Here is a 23,026-nt window from a genome sequence, read left to right as displayed (position 1 = left end):
TGTCGCTTTTTCCTGCAATGTTTTTGCCAGCTCGGCATTTTGCGCATCAAATTGCTGTGCAGCTTTTCGCACTGCAATACGTTGCGCATAATTGGCAATGAATAATCCGCCCGCGATCAGACCTAGTGCCGCGAATAATTTCCAGCTCATCGGCTCGCCAAGCACCAAGCCACTCATAATAACGCCGAAAGCCGGAATAAGCAGAGCGAAATTTGAAAGCGCCGAAGCCGGATAGCGGCGGATCATCCAGAACCACAGTGGATAGGTAAAGGCAACAATAAAGGCCGCCTGAAAGATGAAGGCAACATAAGTCAGTATCGTCGGATTGCGCACCACGTCGCCCATCAGCGGGCCAAAAGCAATCGGCACGATAGCGGCAATAACCAGCTGATAGAGCAATGTCTTTTCCGGTGCTGCGTCACTCAGTGTGGTCTTCTTGATCACCAGCGTTGTCGCTGCCCAGAAAATACTGGCCACAAGGCAAAGCAGATCGCCATAGATCGCATTCTCGCCCGGCATGGATAATTCATCGGACAGAACCAGCACCACGCCGCCAAAGGCGATAATCATCCCCACAATCGTCAGCGGGCGAATACGCTCTCCGAGCAGAAAATGCGCCCCGATCGCCACCCAGAACGGCATTGTATTGATCATCAGCGTCGAACGCCCCGCACTGGTAAAATCCAGTCCGGCAAAAATCAGCACAAATTCGAGACCGAACAGAAGACCAATCGCCAGCCCTGGTATCAGCGTTTTATCACGCTGAAACAAGGTGATGCCGCGATACTGACACCAGAGAAAAACCAGCAGGCCACCAACAAAAGAACGCGCCGCCGCCATATACATCGGATTGAAGCCCTGATTGCCGATTTTAATAGCAACCTGATTCATCCCCCAACTCACACAGATGAATAACATCAGCGCCACGCCCATTGTATCAATGGTTGCGCGGCGCTCATACCCTGTTGCCACCTGCGCCGTTACCGGCACTGCGTTCCCTGCGACCTTACCCATTTCATCCCCGTATCAAGCGCAATCCGGCCGGTTTACCGGCTCTGTTATTGAAGCTTAGCTTTCTCAGTCCTGTTCAGCATCCGCGTCGAAACCAAGCAGGTTCCACGACTGCACCATATGCGGCGGAATTGGTGCAGAAACATCAATCATGCCGCCACCCGGATTAGGAATACGGATACGACGCGCATGAAGATGCAAACGGTTCTGAACGCCGCCTGGGAAATCCCAGTTGATATCAGCTTCAAAATACTTCGGATCACCAATGATCGGGTGCCCGATATGCAGCGCATGCACACGCAACTGGTGGGTACGGCCGGTGTAAGGCTCCATCTCCAGCCATGACAGGTTCTGACCGGCTGTTTCCAGCACACGATAGAATGATACCGCGTGATCGGAATCCGGCTCACCATGCTGGCAAACGCGCATACGGTCGCCATCCGGTGTGCTGTCTTTCACCAGCCATGTGGAGATTTTATTCTCACGCTTGCGCGGCACACCTTTAACCAGAGCCCAATAGGTCTTCTTGGTATCGCGCTCACGGAATGCCTTGGTCAGCGCCTGTGCAGCACCACGGGTTTTCGCCACTACCAGAACACCGGATGTATCACGGTCAAGACGATGTACCAGACGCGGTTTTTCGCCTTTTTTATTGCGCCATGCTTCCAGCATCGAATCGACACTGCGCACCACGCCGGAACCACCCTGCACGGCCAGACCGGAAGGCTTATTGAACACATAGACTTTCTCATTCTCAAAAATCAGCATTTTCTTGAGAACATCACCATCATTCTGATTACGGATAGTCTTACCGGTCAGCGGCGTATTATCTTCTTTTTCATCAAGGCCAAGCGGCGGAATACGCACAGACTGACCGACCTGCAAGCGGCTGTCCGCTTTCACACGGCCACCATCGACACGGATCTGGCCGGAACGCAGCAATTTCTGCAAATGTCCGAAGCCAAGCCCCGGAAAATGGATTTTAAACCAGCGATCAAGGCGCATGCCTGTTTCGTCTGCATCTACAGTTTTAAGTTCTACGCCAGCCATATTTATTTAATTCCGCTAAAATTCGAGAGGCACATCACAGCGGCAAAATCTGATGCCAGCCATACAGCCTGTATAATCTGAAATAAGCTCCTAGAGCATTTCGTCGCCAAATGGAAACATTAGATGACATTACAACCGTGCAGAACATCTTTTCTGTAACAGCGTGTCCTGCCTGCAAGTAAAACCGACAAACACACAGTTTTTGATTCAATGCAGGAATTTATCGCCACAAACGCTTAAAAACACAGGATTTTCACCGATTGTTAAACGCAATTAAATTTCCTGACCACAAGCAAAAATTCAGCTTTATCAGTCAGTTACTGTAAACTATCACAGTAGGTTACAAATAGTTGTAATTTATGGTCAGTTTCGCACTTAAATTGCCACTTATGGACACCAATTTTCATTGCAGTTTCCGGCAATCAGGATCATGTTCCCGCTGCCGCTAAACATTTGTTTTTCTGACCGCAATCTGACTGGCGGATATAATTCGGTCAGGCATTATACCGGAGTGGCCCGTGTCTATTGTGCGCATTTACTGGAGATCCCTGCAATATCTCTCTGCGGAGAGAACAGCGACAGCACTTATCGTGCTGGCGAATATTGCGCTTGGCGTGATCACCATTTTTGAGCCTGTCCTTTTTGGTCGGGTCATTGATGCGATTTCACAAAAAACCGTGATCATTCCGACACTCGCTCTCTGGGCGGCTCTCGGCGTGTTCAACATTATCGCCGTGGTGCTGGTCGCCCGTGGTGCCGACCGGTTGGCACATAAGCGCCGCCTTGGTGTTCTGACCAAGAGCTATGAAGGTATCATCACCATGCCCTTAGCTTGGCATCAGCAGCGCGGCACGTCCAACGCATTACACACACTGATCCGTGCGACCGACACGCTGTTTACGCTGTGGCTGGAATTCATGCGCAACCACCTGACCACTGTTGTGGCGCTGGCTGTGCTGATCCCGACTGCGCTGAGCATGGATGCACGCCTGACGCTCGTCCTGATGGTGCTGGGTGCAATTTATGTGATGATCGGCCAGCTGGTTATTCAGAAAACCAAAGATGGTCAGGCAGCCGTTGAGCGCCACCATCACAAAGTCTTTGAGCATATCAGCGATACAATCAGCAATATTTCCGTACTGCAGAGCTATAACCGTATCAATGCGGAAGCCTCAGCGCTGCGTGACTACGCAGCAACTCTGGAAAAAACCCAGCGTCCGGTGCTGAACTGGTGGGCTCTCGCCAGCGGCCTGAACCGCATGGCCTCCACCATTTCCATGGTGATTGTACTGCTGATCGGTGCCTATCTGGTATCAAAAGGCCAGCTGCGCGTTGGTGAAGTGATTACCTTTATCGGCTTTGCGCAGCTGATGATCGGTCGTCTTGACCAGATCAGCAACTTCATCAACCAGACCGCCTCCTCCCGCGCGAAACTTGAAGAATTCTTCGCTATGGAAGATGCTGTGGCAACCCATGAAGAACCGGAAGCTGCCAATGACCTGAAAAACGTGCAGGGTGAAGTTGTCTTCGACAAAGTGACCTATGAGTTCCGCAATTCCGGTCAGGGCATCTACGACATTTCCTTTACAGCCAAGGCTGGTCAGACTGTGGCTATTGTCGGCCCGACAGGTGCCGGTAAGACCACACTGATCAACCTGTTGCAGCGCGTATATGATCCTGTTGCCGGTCAGATTTCCATTGACGGTACAGACACACGCAATGTCAGCCGCTCGTCGCTGCGTAAAGCTATGGCAACGGTGTTTCAGGATGCCGGTATGTTCAACCGCTCGATTGAGGATAATATCCGTATCGGTGCGGATGATGCGACCAATGAAGAAGTTCATGCTGCTGCAAAAGCTGCCGCTGCCCATGAGTTTATTCTGGCGAAAAGCGAAGGTTATGACACGGTTGCCGGTGAGCGTGGTTCACAGCTTTCCGGCGGTGAGCGTCAGCGTCTGGCGATTGCCCGTGCGATCCTTAAAGATGCGCCTATTCTGGTGCTCGATGAGGCAACCTCCGCGCTCGACGTGGAAACCGAAGGCATGGTCAAGCAGGCTATTGATGACCTGAGTTCTGACCGCACAACCTTTATCATTGCTCACCGTCTTTCCACCGTGCGCAATGCTGATCTGGTGCTATTCCTTGATAAAGGTCACATCGTTGAAAGCGGCAGCTTCAATGAACTCGCAGCCAAGGGCGGTCGCTTTGCCTCGCTGCTGCGTGCAGGCGGCCTGATGGCTGAACAGGCAGAGCTGACCGATGATATTGAAGAAAACAGCAATGTCACACGGTTCCCGTCCAAAGCGACAGCATAAGCGCTCTGAATCTAAAAATGATAAAACCCGGCTAACCACCGGTTTTTATTGTATTTATACGAGATTATTTCTGGTTGCGCTCAATCCGTAATTTCGCCCAATAATCAAGGCGCTTACGAATATCCCGTTCAAAACCGCGTTCCGGCGGATCGTAATATTGCTGCCGCCCCATTTTTTCGGGGAAATAATTCTGCCCTGAAAACGCATCCGGTTCATCATGATCATACCGGTAGCCCTCGTTGTAGCCCTCATCACGCATCAGCTTGGTTGGTGCGTTGAGAATGTGCTTCGGCGGCAGCAAGGAGCCATTTTCTTTGGCAGCGCGTCTGGCGGCTTTATAGGCCATATAAACGCCATTGGATTTCGGGGCGGTCGCCAGATAGACGCAGGCCTGCGCCAGTGCCAGCTCCCCTTCCGGAGAGCCTAGATAATCATAGGCATCTTTGGCAGCATTACAGATGACAAGCGCCTGCGGATCGGCAAGGCCGATATCCTCCACCGCCATTCGTACCAGACGGCGCCCGAGATAGAGCGGGTCTTCCCCCGCATCAAACATGCGGCTTAAGTAATACAGTGCTGCATCAGGGTCTGATCCGCGTACAGACTTATGTAGTGCCGAGATCAGATTGTAATGCCCGTCCTGCCCTTTGTCATAGACCGGCGCACGACGCTGAACGATGTCCTGCAATTGTTCAGCGGTAAACACTTCTTCCGGCCTTGCCGCACGCCAGACTTCCTCAGCCAGTGTCAGCGCCGCACGGCCATCACCGTCTGCCATACGCACCAGACTGGCACGGGCATCCGCATCCAGCGGCAATGGCTTCTGCTCCACCTCTTCGGCTCTGGCGAGCAAAGTGGTGATGCTGTTCTCATCATGTGGTTTGAAGGTCAGAACCCGCGCACGGGACAACAGAGCGGCATTGAGTTCAAAAGATGGGTTCTCAGTCGTCGCACCAATCAACACGACTGTACCGTCTTCCATCACCGGCAGAAAACTATCCTGCTGCGCACGGTTGAAGCGATGTATCTCATCGACAAACAGCAATGTCTGGCGACCGGACATGCGCCGCGCCCGTGCGGTTTCAAAAACCTTCTTGAGATCCGCAACACCGGAGAAAATTGCCGAGATTTGCTCAAAAGCTAAATCTGTATGACCAGCCAGCAAACGTGCAATGGTCGTCTTGCCGGTTCCGGGTGGCCCCCAGAAGATCATTGAGCCGAGACTGCCTGCAGCAATCATACGGGAGAGTATTCCCTGCTCACCGGTCAGATGCTCCTGCCCTGTAACCTCGCTTAAAGATCGCGGGCGCAAACGATCGGCCAGCGGACGGTTACGATCAGCCAATGGATCCGGCGCAGAAGAAAATAAATCACTCATAGCAACAGGCCGGATTGCTTTCGCAAACCGGCCTCCCCGTTTCAGTTATACACAAACAGCTTCAGAGGAGCCGTTGTTATAAAAATCAGCGAACAAACTGACGGTAAATTACACCATCCCGCTCAATATCCAAACGCCATAATGCATTGCGTCCGGCAGAAAGAACAGTCTGCAGATCATCCACATTGCCAATCGCCGTACCGTTCACGCCGCGCACAATATCACCTGCACGCAAATTCATCGCCTGCGCCGGTGTATTATCTTTAACGCCGCTGATCATAACACCACGTGTTGTCGGTGCCACACGGGCTTTACGGGCGAGCTCCGGCGTGATGTCCTGCACCTGCGCACCAGCCAGCGGGTTACGGCCCGTAATTTCGCGTGCCGGAACTTCCTTTGGCGGCTGGGCAAGCTTAACAGCAACATCACGGGATTTGCCGTCATTCAGCACAGTCATCTGTACAGTCTTGCCAATACCGGCAGTCGACACACGATAGGCCAGCGCATCCGGATTATCGACTTTGACGCCATCGATGGCAGTAATCACCTCACCGACCTTGATGCCGGCCTCTGCAACAGGGCCTTTTTCAACAATCTCTGTAATTAAGGCGCCAGAAGGCTGTCTCAAACCAAGACCGGCAGCAATATCCGGTGTAATCGCCTGAAATGTTGCGCCAACATAAGGACGTTCAAACTTGTCACTGCCGCTTTCCGCAGATTTGACCACCGCGGCAACCATATTGGACGGGATAGCAAAGCCAATACCGACGGAACCGCCGCTACGGGAATAGATCGCAGTATTAATCCCGATCAGATTACCCTGCATATCAATCAGCGCACCGCCGGAGTTACCGGGATTGATCGCCGCATCCGTCTGGATAAAGAAGTCGAAGTCCGAAACACCGACCTGCGTACGCGACTGGGCAGAAACGATACCACTGGTCACGGTCTGTCCGACACCGAACGGATTACCGATAGCCAGCACCAGATCACCAACCTCAACCTTATCGGAGTCGGCCAGCTTTACAGTCGGAAGCTGTTCTTTGGCATCAATTTTGAGAATGGCCAGATCAGTCGTCACATCATTCAGCAGCAGCTTAGAGGAGAATTCACGTCCGTCAGCCAGCGCGACCTTAATATCGTCAGCACCATCAATCACGTGATTATTGGTTACGATCAGGCCGGAACCATCCACGATCACGCCGGAACCGAGCGATTGCTCAAAGCGCGGCTTATTAGGGCGCATCTGGCCGCCGAAGAACTGTTCAAAAAACGGATCACCGGCAAATGGCGAGCGCTGTTGTACTTTGCGTCCGGCATAGACATTCACAACCGCACCGGAAGTCGATTTCACCAAAGGTGCATAGGATAGCTGAATATCACTATGGGACTGCGGAACCTGCTTTTCAGCAACCGCAGGAGTGCTCACAGCCGGAGCAAAAACAGAAATTGTACCTGCCGCAATAACACCGGTCAGTAAAATAGCCAGACCGGCCTTGTAAATTTTGCCAAGACGCCCTGACGCATTGGCCGGATCATTCTGCAGATGTGCACTCATATTTTTTATCCCACTTTTCGGAAACCGACTGATTAAGAAGAATATAGGCTGCAAAACAGGACGGAAAAGAGGCTGATCCACAAACATAAAATTAAATAATTGTAACAAAACAGAAGCTTATGAAAAAATCATAAGATGCCGCAATATTTTAAATTTATTACCAAAGAACACTCACGCAATTGCAAACAGAAAAAAATGAAATAAGTTAAATTTTAAACAAATATTTTTTTGGAACTAAAAGTAAGAATATGTTCAAAACACTCATAATAAGCATAATAATTATTTCCAGCTCAAACATCCCTACCATAAAAAAACATAATCAAAGCCTGGATGAAAAATACAAAAATCACGCTCAATATAAACAAACACATGAAATTTGTGAGAAAAATACATATGGTCTCGGCCTGATATATGGCGATACAACTTATTACACGAGGAGAACTGCAAGCACGCAGGCACTCACTCTAGGTCGAAAACTGTACAAAACGCACACGGAAGCTGAGTACATCAGGCAATGGGCACAAACACAGATTGATTTCCTGTCATGTATGGAAAAAGCAGGCTTCTCAATCTCCAAATAAACCAACCAATAAAAAAGGGGCCGTGAGGCCCCTTAATTTATACAATCTGTTTGAAACAGATTATGCAGCTTCTGCTTCAGCAGCTTCTGCTTCAACGCGTGCACGATCAGCAGCGCCTTTAGCAGTGATGTCGCGTTCTACGAACTCAACAACTGCCAGAGGAGCGTTATCACCGAAGCGATAGCCTGCCTTCATGATACGGATGTAGCCGCCGTGACGGTCAGCATAACGGGTTGCCAGAACGTCAAACAGTTTCTGAACCAGCTGTACATCGCGGATAGCCGAAATGGCCTGACGACGTGCATGCAGATCACCGCGCTTGCCGAGAGTGATGAGCTTCTCAACGATCGGACGGATTTCCTTTGCCTTAGGCAAAGTTGTTACGATCTGTTCGTGTTCAATCAGCGAAGCAGCCATGTTGGCGAACATTGCCTTACGGTGGCTTGCAGTCCGGTTCAGCTTACGGAGTGTTTTTCCGTGGCGCATGAGCCTTCTCCTTTAAAATCTATCTTCCGGTCGCAACCGGTCTCAATATTGATCTTCGTAGCGCTTAGCGAGATCTTCGATATTTTCCGGCGGCCAGGTCGGGATTTCCATACCAAGATGGAGTCCCATCGACGCCAGAACTTCTTTGATTTCGTTCAGCGACTTGCGGCCGAAATTCGGAGTCCGCAGCATTTCGGCTTCTGTCTTTTGGATCAGATCGCCGATATAAACGATGTTGTCGTTCTTCAGGCAGTTTGCCGAACGTACAGACAGTTCCAGTTCATCCACTTTCTTGAGGAGAGCCGGATTGAATGCCAGTTCTGCAACCTGTTCCTGCGGAGCTTCCTTCTGCGGCTCGTCAAAGTTGACGAAGATCGCAAGCTGGTCCTGAAGAATACGAGCTGCATAAGCAACTGCATCTTCACCACTGACAGAGCCGTTGGTCTCAACATTGAGGATCAGCTTGTCATAATCGAGAACCTGTCCCTCACGGGTGTTTTCGATTTTGTAGGAAACTTTACGTACCGGTGAATAGAGGCTGTCAACCGGAATAAGACCGATCGGAGCATCTTCAGCGCGGTTACGGTCAGCAGGCACATAGCCCTTGCCCGTATTGACAGTGAATTCCATGCGGATTTCAGCGCCCTCATCGAGGGTGCAGATGACGTGATCCGGATTAAGGATTTCAACATCACCAACCGTCTGGATATCACCAGCCGTTACGACGCCTGGTCCTTCCTTGCGGACAACCATGCGCTTAGGTCCATCGCCTTCCATACGGATAGCGATTTCTTTAACATTCAGTACGATATCGGTTACGTCTTCGCGCACGCCGTTGATCGACGAGAATTCATGCAGAACGCCGTCAATCTGAACAGCGGTCACCGCAGCACCGCGCAGCGAAGAAAGAAGAACGCGACGCAGCGCGTTACCCAATGTCAGACCATAACCGCGTTCAAGCGGTTCAGCCACGACAGTGATCTTGTTCTTCGAGCCCTGGGTAAGAAAATCAACCTTGTTAGGCTTGATCAGTTCCTGCCAGTTTTTCTGAATCATGTGCTTTCCTTTAATCTAGCTTTGCCACTATCCAATCGTGGCAACAGAGAGTGGAAACCACGAAAGACCTGAACAAATGTTCGGGCCCTTGCGGCGATGAACTGATTAGACGCGACGCTTCTTGCGTGGACGGCAACCATTGTGCGGGATCGGGGTCACATCACGGATCGAAGTGATTGTGAAACCGGCAGCCTGCAGAGCGCGAAGTGCTGATTCACGGCCGGAACCCGGACCGCAAACTTCAACTTCCAGCGAACGCATGCCGTGTTCCTGAGCCTTCTTGGCGCAATCTTCAGCAGCGATCTGAGCAGCAAAAGGAGTCGATTTACGCGAACCCTTGAAGCCCTGTGCGCCAGCTGACGACCAGGCAATCGCATTGCCCTGTGCGTCTGTGATGGTGATCAGTGTGTTGTTGAATGACGAATTAACGTGTGCAACACCCGAGGAAATATTTTTACGTTCGCGACGACGAACGCGACCGGCTTCTTTAGCCATAACTAGTCCTTCCAATTGATCTCTACACCGCCGTAGTACCAGCGGCTACACCGACATGTTTCAGGTTTTAAGGCCTGTTCATGTCTGGATCTGTTTATTGGCTCCTTACGGAACCAAACCTTTAAGATGCTTCATAAATGAAGCAAAATCTGCACTGCATTTTCGCCCAAACGCTAAGGCTTGAGAGAAGACGAGCAAATGCCGGAGCTGTTTTAAAAAACAGTTCCGGCACCAGCAGATTATTTCTTCTTACCGGCGATTGCCTTTGCAGGACCCTTACGGGTACGAGCATTGGTATGGGTACGCTGACCGCGAACCGGCAGGGAGCGACGATGACGCAGACCGCGGTAGCAGCCCAGATCCATCAGACGCTTGATGTTCATGGAAACTTCACGACGCAGATCACCTTCAACCTGGTAATCACGGTCAATAGTTTCACGGATCTGCAGTACTTCAGCATCTGTCAGCTGGTTTACACGGCGATCAAGCGCAATGCCGACCTTTTCCATGATTTCAGCAGCAAATTTAGGGCCAATACCGTGAATATACTGAAGTGCAATGATTGCACGCTTATTCGTTGGAATGTTTACGCCAGCAATACGTGCCATGCGCTTTCTCCTGTATGAACCGCACAATAGCAGCCACGCGGGCTGTTTTATTGATCATGCGGTAGTTTTAAATATTACAGCACCGGAAAACCGGCTCATTGCTGTAATGAGCTCTACCGTACGCTATCTGCCGTTGCTGCTCACAAAAAATGCAAGTGAATGACGAATAACACGTACGAAATCCAAGAGATCCACCAGTTATTCTATCTAACCGGATCTGTTCTCTATGCCTGCACCGAACCACCGGATACAGACAGCATAAAAATGAACGCAACCGGAGTGCGGCCGCATTCATCGAATTAAGCGAATTGTCGCTGTCTTTGACGGAATCGAAAGGAAAAGTCAACCTCTATCACCAGAGCGCTGCAAATCCTTACCGTTTCATTAATACCGTAATGCAACTGACAGTCAAAAACAAAAGCCGGCCTGAAACATCAGACCGGCTTTTTGTATTTATCCAAACCAGAGAAACTGATCAGGCAGGAAGCAGAAGCTTTTCAATTTCTGCTGTCACATCAGCCATAGCGGCCATGCCATCTACCAGCTTCAATTCACCGGTGCCTGTATAATAGTCAGACAAAGGTGCGGTTTTTTCACGATACTCGACGAGACGCTTGCGGAAAGCTTCCGGATTATCGTCTGAACGAACAGTACCACCTGCAGCGATGGTTTCCGCAACGCGGCTTTCCATACGCTTGATCAGAGCAGTCTCATCCACTTTCAGCTCAATAACCGCATCCAGCTCAGCATGCTTGTCTTTCAGCATACCTGTCAGCGCCTGTGCCTGAGGTACGGTACGCGGATAACCATCAAGGATAAATCCGTTCGCGCAATCCGGCTGGTCGATGCGATCAGAAACAATCGCATTAACAATCTCATCGGAAACTAACTGACCTGCATCCATAACTGCTTTGGCGCGTTTACCAACTTCAGTCTGTGCGGCAACAGCTGCACGGAGCATGTCACCGGTCGAAAGCTGCGGGATAGCATATTTCTCGGTGAGAATTTTTGCCTGTGTGCCCTTACCTGCGCCCGGAGGTCCTAAAAGTATAAGTCTCATCTCGCCCGTCTTCCCCCACGAAGTTTGGATTTTTTGATAAGCCCTTCATATTGATGAGCAATGAGATGACCCTGAATCTGAGCAACTGTATCAAGTGTTACGTTGACAACAATAAGCAGGGACGTACCACCGAGATAGAAAGGAACACCAGCTGCTGAAATCAGAAACTCAGGTATAAGACAGACCATCACGATATAGATAGCGCCGATCACAGTGATACGTGTCAGAACATAATCAATATATTCTGCGGTACGTTCGCCCGGACGGATACCCGGAATAAAGCCCGAATGTTTCTTCAGCTGGTCAGCAGTGTCCTTAGGATTAAAGACAATCGCTGTATAGAAGAAGCAGAAGAATGCCATCAGCGCTGCATAAAGGAACATATAGATCGGCTGACCGTGACCGAGAGCTGACAGAAGCGTGCTTCCCCATGCCGGCATGCTTTCTGTGTTTGCGAAACCGGCAACAGTTGCAGGCAGCAGCAGCAGAGAAGATGCAAAGATCGGAGGAATAACACCAGCTGTATTCAGCTTAAGCGGCAAGTGCGAGGTTTCGCCCTGTGCCATACGGTTACCGACCTGACGCTTCGGATACTGGATCAGCAGACGGCGCTGTGCGCGTTCTACGAAAACGATGACAGCAATCAGAGCGATCGCCAGTACGATAACAGCAAGAATCAAAGCTGTGGACAACGCGCCTGTACGGCCGAGTTCAAGCGTACCCGAGATCGCCTGAGGCAGGTTCGCCACGATACCCGCAAAGATAATCAGCGAAATACCGTTACCGATACCACGTGCAGTGATCTGCTCACCGAGCCACATCAGGAACATTGTACCGCCAACAAGCGTAATGACCGAAGTGATACGGAAGAATAGTCCCGGTTCGGTGACAATACCGCTGCCTGATTCAAGCCCAACAGAGATTGCATAGGCCTGCACAAGCGCCAGAAGCACTGTACCATAACGCGTATACTGATTAATGACCTTACGTCCGGCTTCGCCCTCTTTTTTCAGCGCTTCAAGAGAAGGCACCACAGAGGTCATAAGCTGTACGATAATGGATGCCGAAATATACGGCATAATCCCCAGCGCAAAGATCGCCATACGTGCAACAGCACCACCGGCGAACATATTGAACAGCCCCAGCACACCCTGGCTGTGCTGCTGGAACGACTGGGCCAGCGCGTCAGGATTAATGCCCGGCAGAGGAATATATGTACCAAAACGATACACAAGCAGAGCCCCGAGCGTAAACCATATACGCTTCTTGAGCTCAGTCGCCTTCGAGAAGGCTGAAAAATTCAAATTGGATGCAAGCTGTTCAGCAGCCGATGCCATGAGATTACTCCGGTCTGTCGTACGTCAGAATCTGACGCCCCTCCCCAGATATGCCCATAGACATCAAGACGCAAGTAGGCACATGAAATCAATAGGCATAAAGTTGAAAACGGCGGCACTAAGGCCGCCGTCTTGAAGGTATTTCTGAGGCCTTATTCGGCAGAAGCAGCATCAGGTAATTTTACCGAACCGCCTGCTTTTTCGATCTTTTCGATCGCAACCTTAGAAGCACCGGCGGCTTCAATCACCAGCTTAGCTGTGATTTCACCATCGGAAACAACGCGGAAACCATCCAGAGCGCGACGGATAACACCGGCAGCGATAAGTGCTTCAGCGGTAACAGATGCTTTTGCATCCAGCTTACCCGCATCAACAGCCTCCTGAATGCGACCAACCGACACAACATTGAACTTCTTAGCGAAGATGTTGGTAAAACCGCGCTTAGGCAAGCGACGGTAGATTGGCATCTGACCGCCTTCAAAACCGTTGATGGACACGCCGGAACGGGACTTCTGACCCTTCACACCGCGACCACCGGTTTTGCCGGAGCCGGAACCGATACCACGACCAACGCGTTTGCGGGCCTTGGTTGCACCTGGGTTTTCACGCAGATCATTAAGTTTCATGATAATTCTCCTGCGCTTGATTAAGCTTCGTCCACAACGCGGACGAGGTGCGCAACCTTGGCAATCATACCACGAACGGAAGGTGTATCTTCCAGTGTGCTGCGGCGGCGCATTTTGTTAAGACCGAGACCAACGAGCGTAGCGCGCTGTTCTTTCGGACGACGAATTGGGCTACCAATCTGTTCAACGGTAACCGTTTTGCCTTTAGTCGAAGACATAACTTTGTTCCTTAAGTCCTTGCGGGGCTAACGCCCCTCACCCAATGGTTATTCTTCACCGGCAACTACGTCATGACGACGAGCCTGCAGTGTGGAATACTTGATACCGCGCTGTGCAGCGATATCTTTCGGGTGCATCTGATGCTTCAGAGCATCAAAGGTTGCACGCACCATGTTGTACGGATTGGATGAGCCAAGGGACTTGGCTACAACGTCCTGTACGCCGAGCGTTTCGAAAACCGCACGCATTGGACCACCAGCGATGATACCCTTACCGGCAGGAGCCGAACGCAAGAGAACTTTACCGGCGCCATGACGACCCTGAACATCGTGATGCAGAGTACGGCCTGAACGCAGCGGAACAAAAATCATATCACGCTTAGCAGCTTCAGTTGCCTTACGAATTGCTTCAGGCACTTCGCGGGCTTTACCATGACCAAAGCCTACGCGGCCTTTCTGATCGCCAACAACAACCAGAGCAGCAAAGCCGAAGCGACGACCGCCCTTAACAACTTTAGCAACGCGGTTGATGTGAACCAGTTTATCTACGAATTCGCTATCGCGCTCTTCGCGACCGCGGTCATCGCGATTACGTTTTTCCTGTGCCATTTCCTAATTCCTTTTTCTTTTCCGGAAGCACAATTGAAACATTAACAAGACATTAAGTCTGAAAATGCACAAACAGGCACCCATAGCTCGGATTTCTGATAAATCAGAACCGATACCAGAGCGCCTTACCATCAATGCAATCAACGTAAAACGTATCAGGCAACTATGATGAGTAGTTTAGCTTACAGCGTCTATTGTGAGTCACTTGTGAACCACGAGGCTGTAATACATAAAAAATGTCGTCAAATGCAAGCACCTGACGACATTTTTCATATTTTTTTAGAAGCTGAGACCAGCTTCACGCGCTGCGTCAGCAAGAGCTTTCACACGACCGTGGAAAATATATGCGCCACGATCGAAGACAACTTCTGCTACACCGGCTTTAGCGGCACGTTCTGCAACCAGCTTGCCAACTGCAGCAGCAGCTGCAGTGTCTGCACCGGTTTTCAGGGCCTTTTTCAGGTCACCGTCAAGGGTGGAAGCAGCAGCAACAGTGTGACCACGTACATCATCGATAATCTGTGCATAGATATTCTTGGATGTACGATGTACGCTCAAGCGCAGGCGGCCATTCGAAACAGCTTTGAGCTGACGACGAACGCGTGCAGCACGGCGCTGAATAGTTTGTTTCGGCGATGCCATAACACGTGTTCCTTATTTCTTCTTACCGGCCTTGCGGACGATAACTTCACCGGCATAACGAACGCCCTTGCCTTTATAAGGCTCAGGTGAACGGTATTCACGGATCTCGGCAGCAACTTGACCTACAACCTGCTTGTCAATACCGGAGACAACGATTTCCGTTGGCTTTGGTGTTGCAACAGTGATGCCGGCCGGAACATCGTAGATGACTTCATGGCTGAAACCCAGCGAAAGCTGAAGATTCTTGCCCTGCATAGCAGCACGATAACCAACACCGGAAATTTCAAGCTTCTTTTCGAAGCCGTCTTTAACACCGGTGAAGATGTTGCTGATCATGGTACGGGCCATGCCCCATTTAGCGCGCGCGTCTTTCGACTGGGACAAAGGAGTAACGCTAACAGCGCCCTCTTCCATCTTAACGCTTACTTCTTGACTTACAACGAACTGAAGTTCGCCTTTAGTGCCTTTGGCAATAACAGTCTGACCATCAACGCTGGCGGTCACGCCTGCCGGAACCGGCACGGGTTTTTTACCGATACGAGACATTGTTAACCCTGTCCGTTTCTATGTTCACCACTCAGCCACATCAGAAGATGCGGCAGAGCAGCTCACCACCAACGTTTTGCTCACGAGCCTGATGATCTGCCATCACACCCTTAGGGGTGGAAAGGATGGAGATACCCAGGCCGTTAGCGACTTGAGGAATCGACTTTACCGAAACGTAAACGCGACGGCCCGGCTTTGAAACACGGGTCAATTCACGGATGACTGGTGCACCCTCGTAATATTTCAGTTCGATTTCGATTTCGGATTTACCGTTGTCGAAGTCGGTCTGTGTGTATCCGCGGATGTAGCCTTCAGCCTGCAGTACATCCAGCACGCGAGCACGCAGCTTGGAAGCAGGTGTTGTGAGCTTGGACTTCTTACGTCCAAGCGCATTGCGGATGCGGGTCAGCATATCGCCGATAGGATCTGACATAGTCATGTAATAACTCCCTTACCAGCTCGACTTTACGATGCCTGGAACCTGGCCGAGCGAACCCAGCTGGCGCAAAGCAATACGCGACATACGAAGCTTGCGGTAGAAACCGCGTGGACGTCCGGAAACTTCGCAACGGTTGCGAATGCGAACTTTGGAGGAGTTACGTGGCATCTCAGCCAGCTGGATTGTAGCGCGGAAACGCTCATCCAGAGGCAGGGACTGATCCATAACAATTGCCTTCAAACGTGCACGCTTAGCAGCATGACGCTTAACCAACTTTTCGCGGCGCTTGTTGTTTTCGACTGCGCTAGTCTTGGCCATTTTTGATTACCTCGCTACGCTTGCCGTTACTGGCGGAACGGGAAGTTGAAGGCGCGCAGAAGAGCGCGAGCTTCATCATCCGTTGGTGCAGTCGTGCAAACGATGATGTCCATGCCCCAGATCTGATCAACTTTATCGTAGTTGATTTCTGGAAACACGATGTGTTCCTTGATACCCATGGCGAAGTTGCCACGACCGTCAAAGCTTTTAGGATTCAGACCACGGAAGTCGCGAACGCGCGGCAGCGCAATCGTAACCAGACGGTCCAAAAATTCGTACATACGCTCGCCACGCAGAGTGACTTTCGTACCAATCGGCATATCTTCACGGAGTTTGAAGGTCGCGATTGAATTACGTGCGCGGGTAATGACAGCTTTCTGACCGGCGATCTGACCCAGATCTTCAGCAGCACGTGCAGGCTTTTTGGAGTCTGCTGTGGCTTCGCCAACGCCCATATTGATTACAACTTTAGAAACGCGTGGAATCTGCATTTCGTTGCTGTATTTGAACTCTTCAAGAAGAGCTTTACGGATTGTATCCTTATAAAGCGTCTTGAAGCGTGGTTCACTCTTTGCTTCAGCCATCGATCGACTCTCCGGAACGTTTTGCTACGCGTACCTTCTTGCCGTCCTTTTCAACGAAACCAACGCGGGTTGGTTTACCGTCTTTAGGATCAGCAATCGCCAGGTTTGACAGATGGATTGCGGCTTCTTTGGAAATAATGCCGGCTTCCTGTGTCTGTGTCTGGCGCTGATGGCGCTTAACAATATTGATACCGCTTACGAAAGCCTGATCTTCTTTTGGCAAGACCTTGATCACTTCACCGGTACGGCCCTTGTCCTTACCGGCAAGCACTACAACGCGGTCGCCTTTGCGAATCTTTTGCATCGTCGAACTTCCCTTACAGAACTTCAGGAGCCAGCGAGATGATCTTCATGTGGCTCTTAGCGCGAAGTTCGCGTGGAACCGGTCCGAAGATACGAGTGCCGATAGGCTCTTTTTTATTGTCAATCAAAACAGCGGCATTGTTATCAAAACGGATAACGCTACCATCTGCGCGACGAATGTCCTTGGCTGTGCGAACCACAACCGCCTTCATTACGTCACCTTTTTTTACGCGGCCACGAGGAATCGCTTCCTTGATGGACACCACAATGATGTCACCAACGGAAGCGTATTTCCGTTTCGAGCCGCCCAGCACCTTGATGCACATGACACGACGTGCGCCGGAATTATCCGCCACGTCGAGGTTTGTTTGCATCTGAATCATGACTGGCCGCCTTCTTATCTCTCAGCTGGTTAAGGGCTCATGCCCTACCTAAGCTGCGTGTTTATGTTAGCCCGTTAATTAGTTCGCGAGAACTACCCAACGTTTGTCTTTCGAAATCGGAGCAGATTCCTGAATGGAAACCTGATCACCAACCTTGAACTGGTTGTTCGCGTCGTGAGCTTTGTACTTCTTGGACTGACGAATAATCTTCTGAAGCAGTGGATGCGCGTAACGGCGCTCCACTTTAACAACGACAGTTTTGTCGTTCTTGTCGCTAACGACAACGCCCTGCAGAATGCGTTTAGGCATTATTAGATTCCTTATGCCTTGCTTTCGGCCGCCTTCTGGCGGGCAATAGTCTTGATACGTGCGATGTCGCGGCGAACCTGCTTCACACGTGCGGTTTTTTCTAACTGACCGGTGGCTTTCTGAAAGCGCATGTTAAACTGCTCTTTCTTCAATCCACCCAACTGATCAGTCAGCTGGTCGAGGCTTTTGGCCCGGATGTCTGCGGCTTTCATAGCTGTCTCTCTTATTCAGCGATGCGTTGAATAAAACGCGTCTTAATCGGCAGCTTCGCAGCTCCGAGTCGGAGAGCTTCACGTGCCACATCTTCTGATACGCCGTCAAGCTCAAACATAACACGACCTGGTGCTACGCGGCATGCCCAGTAGTCTACTGAACCCTTACCTTTACCCATACGGACTTCGGTAGGTTTAGAAGTTACTGGCAGATCCGGGAAGATCCGGATCCATACACGACCGGCACGTTTCATGTGACGGGTAATGGCACGGCGAGCGGCTTCGATCTGACGTGCGGTAACGCGTTCAGGCTCGACTGCCTTCAGGCCGAAAGCACCGAAGTTAAGGTCCGTACCGCCCTTGGATTCACCGTGAATACGGCCCTTGAACTGCTTACGGAACTTTGTGCGCTTAGGCTGCAACATTGTTCTCTACTCCAATATTCTAACCGAAAACGCTTAAAATTAAGCGTTTTCGCGGCGGCGGTTTGACTGCGGACCCTGTGCGTCGGCTTCAATCGCACGACGTTCAGAAGCCATTGGGTCATGCTCAAGGATTTCGCCTTTGAATACCCAAACTTTCACGCCGCAGATACCGTAAGCGGTCTGTGCTTCAGCTGTACCGTAGTCAATATCAGCGCGCAGAGTGTGAAGCGGAACGCGACCTTCACGGTACCATTCCATACGTGCGATTTCCGCACCGCCAAGACGACCCGAACAATTGATACGGATGCCTTCTGCGCCGAGACGCATTGCGGACTGAACAGCACGCTTCATAGCGCGACGGAATGCCACACGGCGTTCCAGCTGCTGAGTGATCGACTGAGCAATCAGGGTAGCATCAACTTCTGGCTTGCGAACTTCAACAATGTTGAGAACTGCATCAGAGTTGGTCATGTCGGAAAGCTTCTTACGGAGCTTTTCGATATCTGCACCCTTCTTACCGATGATAATGCCCGGACGAGCCGAGTGAATGGTCACACGGCACTTCTTGTGCGGACGTTCAATCACGATTTTAGAGATCGCGGCCTGCTTGAGTTCTTCAGTCAGGTATTTGCGGATCTTCAGATCTTCATGAAGGAGCTTACCGTATTCGCCGGTATTCGCGTACCAACGCGAATCCCAGGTACGGTTGATGCCCAGACGAAAACCGATCGGATTAATCTTCTGGCCCATTATGCGGCCTCCCCTTTTTCGGCGACTTCGCGGACAACGATGGTCAGGTGCGAAAACGGACGTTCAATCCGGCTTGCTTTACCGCGACCACGTACATGAAAGCGCTTCATGACGATCGACTTGCCAACAGAAGCTTCCGCAACGATCAAAGCATCAACATCGAGGTCGTGATTGTTTTCTGCGTTGGCGATTGCCGATTCGAGCGTCTTCTTAACTGTCTCTGCGATACGCTTGCGCGAGAACGACAGATCAGCAAGAGCCGCGTTGACTTTCTTGCCGCGGATCAGAGCCGCGACAAGGTTAAGTTTCTGCGGGCTAACGCGAATCGTGCGGGCGACGGCTTTCGCCTCGTTATCCTTAAGCTGGCGCGGAGCCTTGGCCTTGCCCATACTTACTTCCTCTTCGCTTTCTTGTCCGCACCGTGACCGTAATAGGTACGGGTTGGAGCGAATTCACCGAACTTGTGTCCGACCATTTCTTCGGAGATAGACACAGGAATGTGCTTATTACCGTTGTATACACCAAAGGTCAGGCCAACAAACTGTGGCAGGATCGTGGAGCGACGGCTCCAGATCTTGATAACCTCATTACGACCGCCGGAGCGTACCTTCTCAGCCTTCTTGAGAAGATAGCCGTCAATAAACGGTCCTTTCCAAACTGAACGAGCCACTTTAGACTACCTCTCTTATTTCTTACGCTGATGACGCGAACGCATGATGAATTTGTCCGTCGCCTTGTTCGAGCGTGTCTTCTTGCCCTTCGTAGGTTTGCCCCACGGAGTAACAGGATGACGACCACCCGAGGTACGACCTTCACCACCACCGTGTGGGTGATCAACCGGGTTCATGGCAACGCCGCGAACGTGTGGACGCTTACCGCGCCATACGGAACGACCGGCTTTACCGTCGTTGGTGTTGCCGTGATCCGGATTGGATACAGCGCCAACAGTAGCGAGACAACCGGAGTGCACCAGACGCTGTTCACCGGAGTTCAGGCGAAGGATCGCCATACCCTGGTCACGACCAACGAGCTGAGCATAGGTACCGGCGGAACGAGCGATCTGACCGCCCTTGCCTGGCTTCATTTCCACGTTGTGGATGATTGTACCAACCGGCATCGCACCGAGTGGCATCGCGTTACCTGGCTTAACGTCAACCTGTGCGCCGGAGATAACCTTGTCGCCAACAGCAAGACGCTGTGGTGCAATGATGTAGCTCAGCTCACCGTCTTCGTAGCGGATCAGCGCGATGAATGCGGTACGGTTTGGATCGTATTCCAAACGCTCTACAGTAGCGGACACATCGTGTTTCGTACGCTTGAAATCAATGAAGCGATACGTACGCTTGTGACCACCGCCCTGATAGCGAACAGTGATACGACCAGTGTTATTACGACCGCCCTTTTTGGTCAAACCCTGTGTCAAAGCCTTGACTGGTTTGCCCTTGAAGAGCTCCGAACGATCCACAATGACCAGCTGACGCTGGCCAGGAGTGATCGGGTTAAAGTGCTTGAGTGCCATTGTCTTTACTCCACGGCCTCTCAGAGACCAGTCGAAACGTCGATGCTCTGGCCTTCAGCCAAAGTTACGATCGCTTTCTTGACATCGCTCTGGCGCCCAACAATACCGCGGAAACGCTTCACTTTGCCTTTACGCACAGTGGTGTTCACAGCTGTAACTTTCACGCCGAAGAGCGCTTCTACTGCAGCTTTGATCTCAGGTTTCGTGGCCTTGCGGGCTACGTTAAAGACGATCTGGTTAAATTCAGAAACCATGGTCGACTTTTCGGTAATGACCGGGCTAACGATCACATCATAATGACGAAGGTCTGTCATTTGAAACGCTCCTCGAGGGCTTCGACAGCTGCCTTGGAAAGGACGAGCTTGCCACGGCGAAGAATGTCGTAAACGTTGATGCCCTGTACCGGCAGTACATCAATATTTGGAATATTGGATGCAGCCAGCTTGAAGTTGGCGTCGATTTCCGAACCGCCGATCAACAGTGCATTTTCCAGACCGAGATTAGCAAACTGGCTTACCAGCAGCTTGGTCTTGGCTTCTGCAGCTGCCAGATCATCAATGATGATCAGATCAGAGGCTTTAACCTTAGCCGAAAGGGCATGACGCAGAGCCAAAGCGCGAACCTTCTTAGGAAGATCGTGCGCATGGCTACGGGATACAGGACCATGAGCCTTACCACCGCCACGGAACTGTGGTGCACGTGCGGAATGGTGACGGGCGCGGCCGGTACCTTTCTGCTTGTACATTTTTGCACCGGTACGTGCAACTTCACCACGGGTCAGAGTCTGGTGGGTACCCTGCTGACGGCGAGCGAGCTGCCAAAGGACAACGCGCTGAAGGATGTCATCGCGCGGCTCCAGACCGAAGATTTCTTCGGAAAGCTGCACTTTACCGGCATCCTTGCCTTCAAGTGTTGTAATTGTGAGATCCATTATTCGGCTCCCTCAGTCGCTGCAGGTTCTGCAACCGCAGCAGCTTCACCTTTAGCTTGGCGCAGGCCAGCTGGCTTAGGAGCATTTTCTGGCAGCGATACTTTTACAGCATCGCGAACATAGATCCATGCACCCTTGGAACCAGGAACCGCACCGCGAACAAGGATCAGACCGCGATCGAGGTCGGTAGAAACGACTTCGATATTCTGCGTGGTTACACGGGTCTGACCCATGTGACCGGCCATTTTCTTGCCTTTAAATACTTTACCTGGATCCTGACGCTGACCGGTCGAACCATGGGAACGGTGGGATACCGAGTTACCATGAGTTGCGCGGCCGCCGCCGAAGTTGTGACGTTTCATAACACCGGCAAAACCTTTACCGATTGTTGTACCTGTAACGTCAACTTTTTGACCGGCTACAAAATGCTCAGCAGTGATTTCTGCGCCTACATCCAGAAGATTGTCTTCTGAAACGCGGAACTCAGCTACTTTCGCTTTCGGTTCAACTTCAGCCTTCGCGAAGTGACCGCGCAGAGCCTTGGTCGTGTTTTTCACCTTGGCCAATCCTACGCCAAGCTGTACGGCTGTGTAGCCGTTCTTCTCTACTGTGCGCTGAGCTACCACGTGGCAGTTCTCCATGCGGAGTACTGTCACCGGTACATGCTCGCCTGCGTCTGTATAAACGCGGGTCATGCCCAGCTTTTGTGCAATAACACCTGAACGCATCGGTTCGTTCCTTCCGTCCTCAAGCCTTACAGCTTGATCTCGACATCAACACCAGCCGACAGATCCAGCTTCATAAGAGCATCAACTGTCTGAGGGGTTGGGTCAACGATATCGAGAAGACGCTTATGAGTGCGCATCTCGAACTGCTCGCGGCTCTTCTTATCGATGTGCGGCGACCGGTTTACTGTGAACTTTTCGATCCGTGTTGGCAGAGGGATCGGTCCGCGCACATTGGCACCGGTACGCTTGGCAGTCGACACGATTTCGCGGGTCGAAGCGTCAAGGATCCGATGGTCAAACGCCTTAAGGCGAATGCGGATGTTTTGACCGTTCATTTGATTTGTTCCTTTTTACGCGGGACGTTTGGCTATTCAGATAATCAAAGATCACCTAACCAAACGCCCTGCACAAATCTATTATTCGATGATCGAAGCGACGATACCTGCACCAACAGTGCGGCCACCTTCACGGATCGCGAAACGGAGCTTTTCTTCCATAGCGATTGGCACGATCAGCGCAACATCAACAGTTACGTTGTCGCCCGGCATA

At 51.2% G+C, this 23,026-nt stretch carries 32 protein-coding genes and 1 pseudogene; 1 reads left to right on the top strand and 32 read right to left on the bottom strand.

Annotation, left to right across the window (positions count from 1 at the left end; genetic code table 11):
• Window positions 1–72 precede the first annotated feature (72 nt).
• Together DFR47_RS13555 and DFR47_RS13550 are read right to left on the bottom strand one after the other, a co-directional pair.
• Window positions 73–933 (bottom strand): annotated as a pseudogene (locus DFR47_RS13555) (DMT family transporter); the annotation flags it as partial.
• Between the two features lie 144 nt (window positions 934–1,077).
• Window positions 1,078–2,061, bottom strand: coding sequence for an RluA family pseudouridine synthase (locus DFR47_RS13550; protein ID WP_113944923.1), 984 nt, complete (start codon window positions 2,059–2,061; stop codon window positions 1,078–1,080).
• Window positions 2,062–2,579: 518 nt separating this feature from the next.
• On the opposite strand from DFR47_RS13550, the gene DFR47_RS13545 reads away from it, so the two are divergent.
• The gene (locus tag DFR47_RS13545) at window positions 2,580–4,376 is read left to right on the top strand and encodes a glucan ABC transporter ATP-binding protein/ permease (protein ID WP_113944922.1); all 1,797 of its coding nucleotides are present in this window, start codon (window positions 2,580–2,582) and stop codon (window positions 4,374–4,376) included.
• A gap of 64 nt (window positions 4,377–4,440) precedes the next feature.
• On the opposite strand, the gene DFR47_RS13540 is transcribed toward DFR47_RS13545, so the two are convergent.
• The 30 genes from DFR47_RS13540 to DFR47_RS13390 form a co-directional block, all read right to left on the bottom strand.
• A complete protein-coding gene (locus DFR47_RS13540) occupies window positions 4,441–5,754 on the bottom strand; it encodes a replication-associated recombination protein A (RefSeq protein ID WP_113944921.1) in 1,314 nt (437 codons plus the stop codon).
• 85 nt (window positions 5,755–5,839) lie between these two features.
• Window positions 5,840–7,312: a DegQ family serine endoprotease gene (locus DFR47_RS13535; RefSeq protein WP_113944920.1), complete on the bottom strand. Its 1,473-nt coding sequence runs from the start codon at window positions 7,310–7,312 to the stop codon at window positions 5,840–5,842.
• Window positions 7,313–7,953: 641 nt separating this feature from the next.
• Complete coding sequence (gene rplQ / locus DFR47_RS13525) at window positions 7,954–8,379, bottom strand: 50S ribosomal protein L17 (protein ID WP_113944918.1); 426 nt, start codon at window positions 8,377–8,379, stop codon at window positions 7,954–7,956.
• A gap of 42 nt (window positions 8,380–8,421) precedes the next feature.
• Window positions 8,422–9,435, bottom strand: a complete 1,014-nt coding sequence (locus DFR47_RS13520) for a DNA-directed RNA polymerase subunit alpha (RefSeq protein ID WP_113944917.1) — start codon at window positions 9,433–9,435, stop codon at window positions 8,422–8,424.
• 105 nt (window positions 9,436–9,540) lie between these two features.
• On the bottom strand, window positions 9,541–9,930 hold the full coding sequence (gene rpsK / locus DFR47_RS13515; RefSeq protein ID WP_113944916.1) for a 30S ribosomal protein S11: 390 nt from the start codon (window positions 9,928–9,930) through the stop codon (window positions 9,541–9,543).
• A gap of 239 nt (window positions 9,931–10,169) precedes the next feature.
• Window positions 10,170–10,538, bottom strand: coding sequence for a 30S ribosomal protein S13 (rpsM, locus tag DFR47_RS13510; RefSeq protein WP_075654838.1), 369 nt, complete (start codon window positions 10,536–10,538; stop codon window positions 10,170–10,172).
• 475 nt (window positions 10,539–11,013) lie between these two features.
• Window positions 11,014–11,598: an adenylate kinase gene (locus tag DFR47_RS13505; RefSeq protein ID WP_113944915.1), complete on the bottom strand. Its 585-nt coding sequence runs from the start codon at window positions 11,596–11,598 to the stop codon at window positions 11,014–11,016.
• Window positions 11,595–12,935 (bottom strand): preprotein translocase subunit SecY, encoded by a 1,341-nt coding sequence (secY, locus tag DFR47_RS13500; protein WP_113944914.1) that lies wholly within the window; start codon window positions 12,933–12,935, stop codon window positions 11,595–11,597. The genes DFR47_RS13505 and secY overlap by 4 nt, the downstream gene beginning before the upstream one ends.
• A 152-nt stretch (window positions 12,936–13,087) precedes the next feature.
• Window positions 13,088–13,561, bottom strand: a complete 474-nt coding sequence (rplO, locus tag DFR47_RS13495) for a 50S ribosomal protein L15 (protein ID WP_113944913.1) — start codon at window positions 13,559–13,561, stop codon at window positions 13,088–13,090.
• 20 nt (window positions 13,562–13,581) lie between these two features.
• Window positions 13,582–13,779 (bottom strand): 50S ribosomal protein L30, encoded by a 198-nt coding sequence (gene rpmD, locus DFR47_RS13490; RefSeq protein WP_022710956.1) that lies wholly within the window; start codon window positions 13,777–13,779, stop codon window positions 13,582–13,584.
• Window positions 13,780–13,827: 48 nt separating this feature from the next.
• Window positions 13,828–14,388 carry a 30S ribosomal protein S5 gene (gene rpsE, locus DFR47_RS13485; RefSeq protein WP_113944912.1) on the bottom strand — a complete coding sequence of 187 codons (561 nt, stop codon included), beginning with the start codon at window positions 14,386–14,388 and terminating at the stop codon, window positions 13,828–13,830.
• A 279-nt stretch (window positions 14,389–14,667) separates the two neighbouring features.
• Window positions 14,668–15,030 carry a 50S ribosomal protein L18 gene (gene rplR / locus DFR47_RS13480; RefSeq protein ID WP_113944911.1) on the bottom strand — a complete coding sequence of 121 codons (363 nt, stop codon included), beginning with the start codon at window positions 15,028–15,030 and terminating at the stop codon, window positions 14,668–14,670.
• Window positions 15,031–15,042: 12 nt separating this feature from the next.
• A complete protein-coding gene (gene rplF / locus DFR47_RS13475; protein ID WP_113944910.1) occupies window positions 15,043–15,576 on the bottom strand; it encodes a 50S ribosomal protein L6 in 534 nt (177 codons plus the stop codon).
• A gap of 40 nt (window positions 15,577–15,616) precedes the next feature.
• Window positions 15,617–16,015: a 30S ribosomal protein S8 gene (gene rpsH, locus DFR47_RS13470; RefSeq protein WP_113944909.1), complete on the bottom strand. Its 399-nt coding sequence runs from the start codon at window positions 16,013–16,015 to the stop codon at window positions 15,617–15,619.
• Between the two features lie 12 nt (window positions 16,016–16,027).
• Window positions 16,028–16,333 (bottom strand): 30S ribosomal protein S14, encoded by a 306-nt coding sequence (gene rpsN / locus DFR47_RS13465; RefSeq protein WP_113944908.1) that lies wholly within the window; start codon window positions 16,331–16,333, stop codon window positions 16,028–16,030.
• Window positions 16,334–16,359: 26 nt separating this feature from the next.
• Complete coding sequence (rplE, locus tag DFR47_RS13460) at window positions 16,360–16,917, bottom strand: 50S ribosomal protein L5 (RefSeq protein ID WP_113944907.1); 558 nt, start codon at window positions 16,915–16,917, stop codon at window positions 16,360–16,362.
• The gene (rplX, locus tag DFR47_RS13455; protein WP_022710949.1) at window positions 16,910–17,221 is read right to left on the bottom strand and encodes a 50S ribosomal protein L24; all 312 of its coding nucleotides are present in this window, start codon (window positions 17,219–17,221) and stop codon (window positions 16,910–16,912) included. Before rplX ends, rplE begins: the two co-directional genes overlap by 8 nt.
• 13 nt (window positions 17,222–17,234) lie before the next feature.
• Window positions 17,235–17,603, bottom strand: a complete 369-nt coding sequence (gene rplN / locus DFR47_RS13450; protein WP_113944906.1) for a 50S ribosomal protein L14 — start codon at window positions 17,601–17,603, stop codon at window positions 17,235–17,237.
• A gap of 78 nt (window positions 17,604–17,681) precedes the next feature.
• Window positions 17,682–17,912, bottom strand: coding sequence for a 30S ribosomal protein S17 (gene rpsQ / locus DFR47_RS13445; RefSeq protein ID WP_113944905.1), 231 nt, complete (start codon window positions 17,910–17,912; stop codon window positions 17,682–17,684).
• Window positions 17,913–17,923: 11 nt separating this feature from the next.
• A complete protein-coding gene (gene rpmC / locus DFR47_RS13440) occupies window positions 17,924–18,124 on the bottom strand; it encodes a 50S ribosomal protein L29 (protein ID WP_113944904.1) in 201 nt (66 codons plus the stop codon).
• A gap of 11 nt (window positions 18,125–18,135) precedes the next feature.
• The gene (gene rplP / locus DFR47_RS13435) at window positions 18,136–18,549 is read right to left on the bottom strand and encodes a 50S ribosomal protein L16 (RefSeq protein ID WP_075654831.1); all 414 of its coding nucleotides are present in this window, start codon (window positions 18,547–18,549) and stop codon (window positions 18,136–18,138) included.
• 39 nt (window positions 18,550–18,588) lie between these two features.
• Window positions 18,589–19,299, bottom strand: a complete 711-nt coding sequence (rpsC, locus tag DFR47_RS13430) for a 30S ribosomal protein S3 (RefSeq protein WP_113944903.1) — start codon at window positions 19,297–19,299, stop codon at window positions 18,589–18,591.
• Window positions 19,299–19,688 carry a 50S ribosomal protein L22 gene (gene rplV, locus DFR47_RS13425; RefSeq protein ID WP_022710943.1) on the bottom strand — a complete coding sequence of 130 codons (390 nt, stop codon included), beginning with the start codon at window positions 19,686–19,688 and terminating at the stop codon, window positions 19,299–19,301. Before rplV ends, rpsC begins: the two co-directional genes overlap by 1 nt.
• Before the next feature lie 2 nt (window positions 19,689–19,690).
• Window positions 19,691–19,969 carry a 30S ribosomal protein S19 gene (gene rpsS, locus DFR47_RS13420; protein WP_022710942.1) on the bottom strand — a complete coding sequence of 93 codons (279 nt, stop codon included), beginning with the start codon at window positions 19,967–19,969 and terminating at the stop codon, window positions 19,691–19,693.
• Between the two features lie 15 nt (window positions 19,970–19,984).
• A complete protein-coding gene (rplB, locus tag DFR47_RS13415; protein WP_113944902.1) occupies window positions 19,985–20,818 on the bottom strand; it encodes a 50S ribosomal protein L2 in 834 nt (277 codons plus the stop codon).
• Between the two features lie 20 nt (window positions 20,819–20,838).
• Window positions 20,839–21,132, bottom strand: a complete 294-nt coding sequence (locus tag DFR47_RS13410) for a 50S ribosomal protein L23 (RefSeq protein WP_022710940.1) — start codon at window positions 21,130–21,132, stop codon at window positions 20,839–20,841.
• Window positions 21,129–21,749, bottom strand: coding sequence for a 50S ribosomal protein L4 (gene rplD / locus DFR47_RS13405; protein ID WP_113944901.1), 621 nt, complete (start codon window positions 21,747–21,749; stop codon window positions 21,129–21,131). The genes DFR47_RS13410 and rplD overlap by 4 nt, the downstream gene beginning before the upstream one ends.
• Window positions 21,749–22,477, bottom strand: coding sequence for a 50S ribosomal protein L3 (rplC, locus tag DFR47_RS13400; protein WP_113944900.1), 729 nt, complete (start codon window positions 22,475–22,477; stop codon window positions 21,749–21,751). The genes rplD and rplC overlap by 1 nt, the downstream gene beginning before the upstream one ends.
• A gap of 26 nt (window positions 22,478–22,503) precedes the next feature.
• Window positions 22,504–22,812, bottom strand: a complete 309-nt coding sequence (gene rpsJ / locus DFR47_RS13395) for a 30S ribosomal protein S10 (protein ID WP_002964363.1) — start codon at window positions 22,810–22,812, stop codon at window positions 22,504–22,506.
• Between the two features lie 81 nt (window positions 22,813–22,893).
• Window positions 22,894–23,026 (bottom strand): EF-Tu C-terminal domain-related protein (locus tag DFR47_RS13390; protein ID WP_483470856.1); only part of this gene is annotated, 133 nt, incomplete at its 5' end.

This window comes from Pseudochrobactrum asaccharolyticum, assembly GCF_003314995.1.
GTDB classification, from domain to species: Bacteria; Pseudomonadota; Alphaproteobacteria; order Rhizobiales; family Rhizobiaceae; genus Pseudochrobactrum; species Pseudochrobactrum asaccharolyticum.
This window is presented reverse-complemented; position numbering and strand designations above follow the sequence as displayed.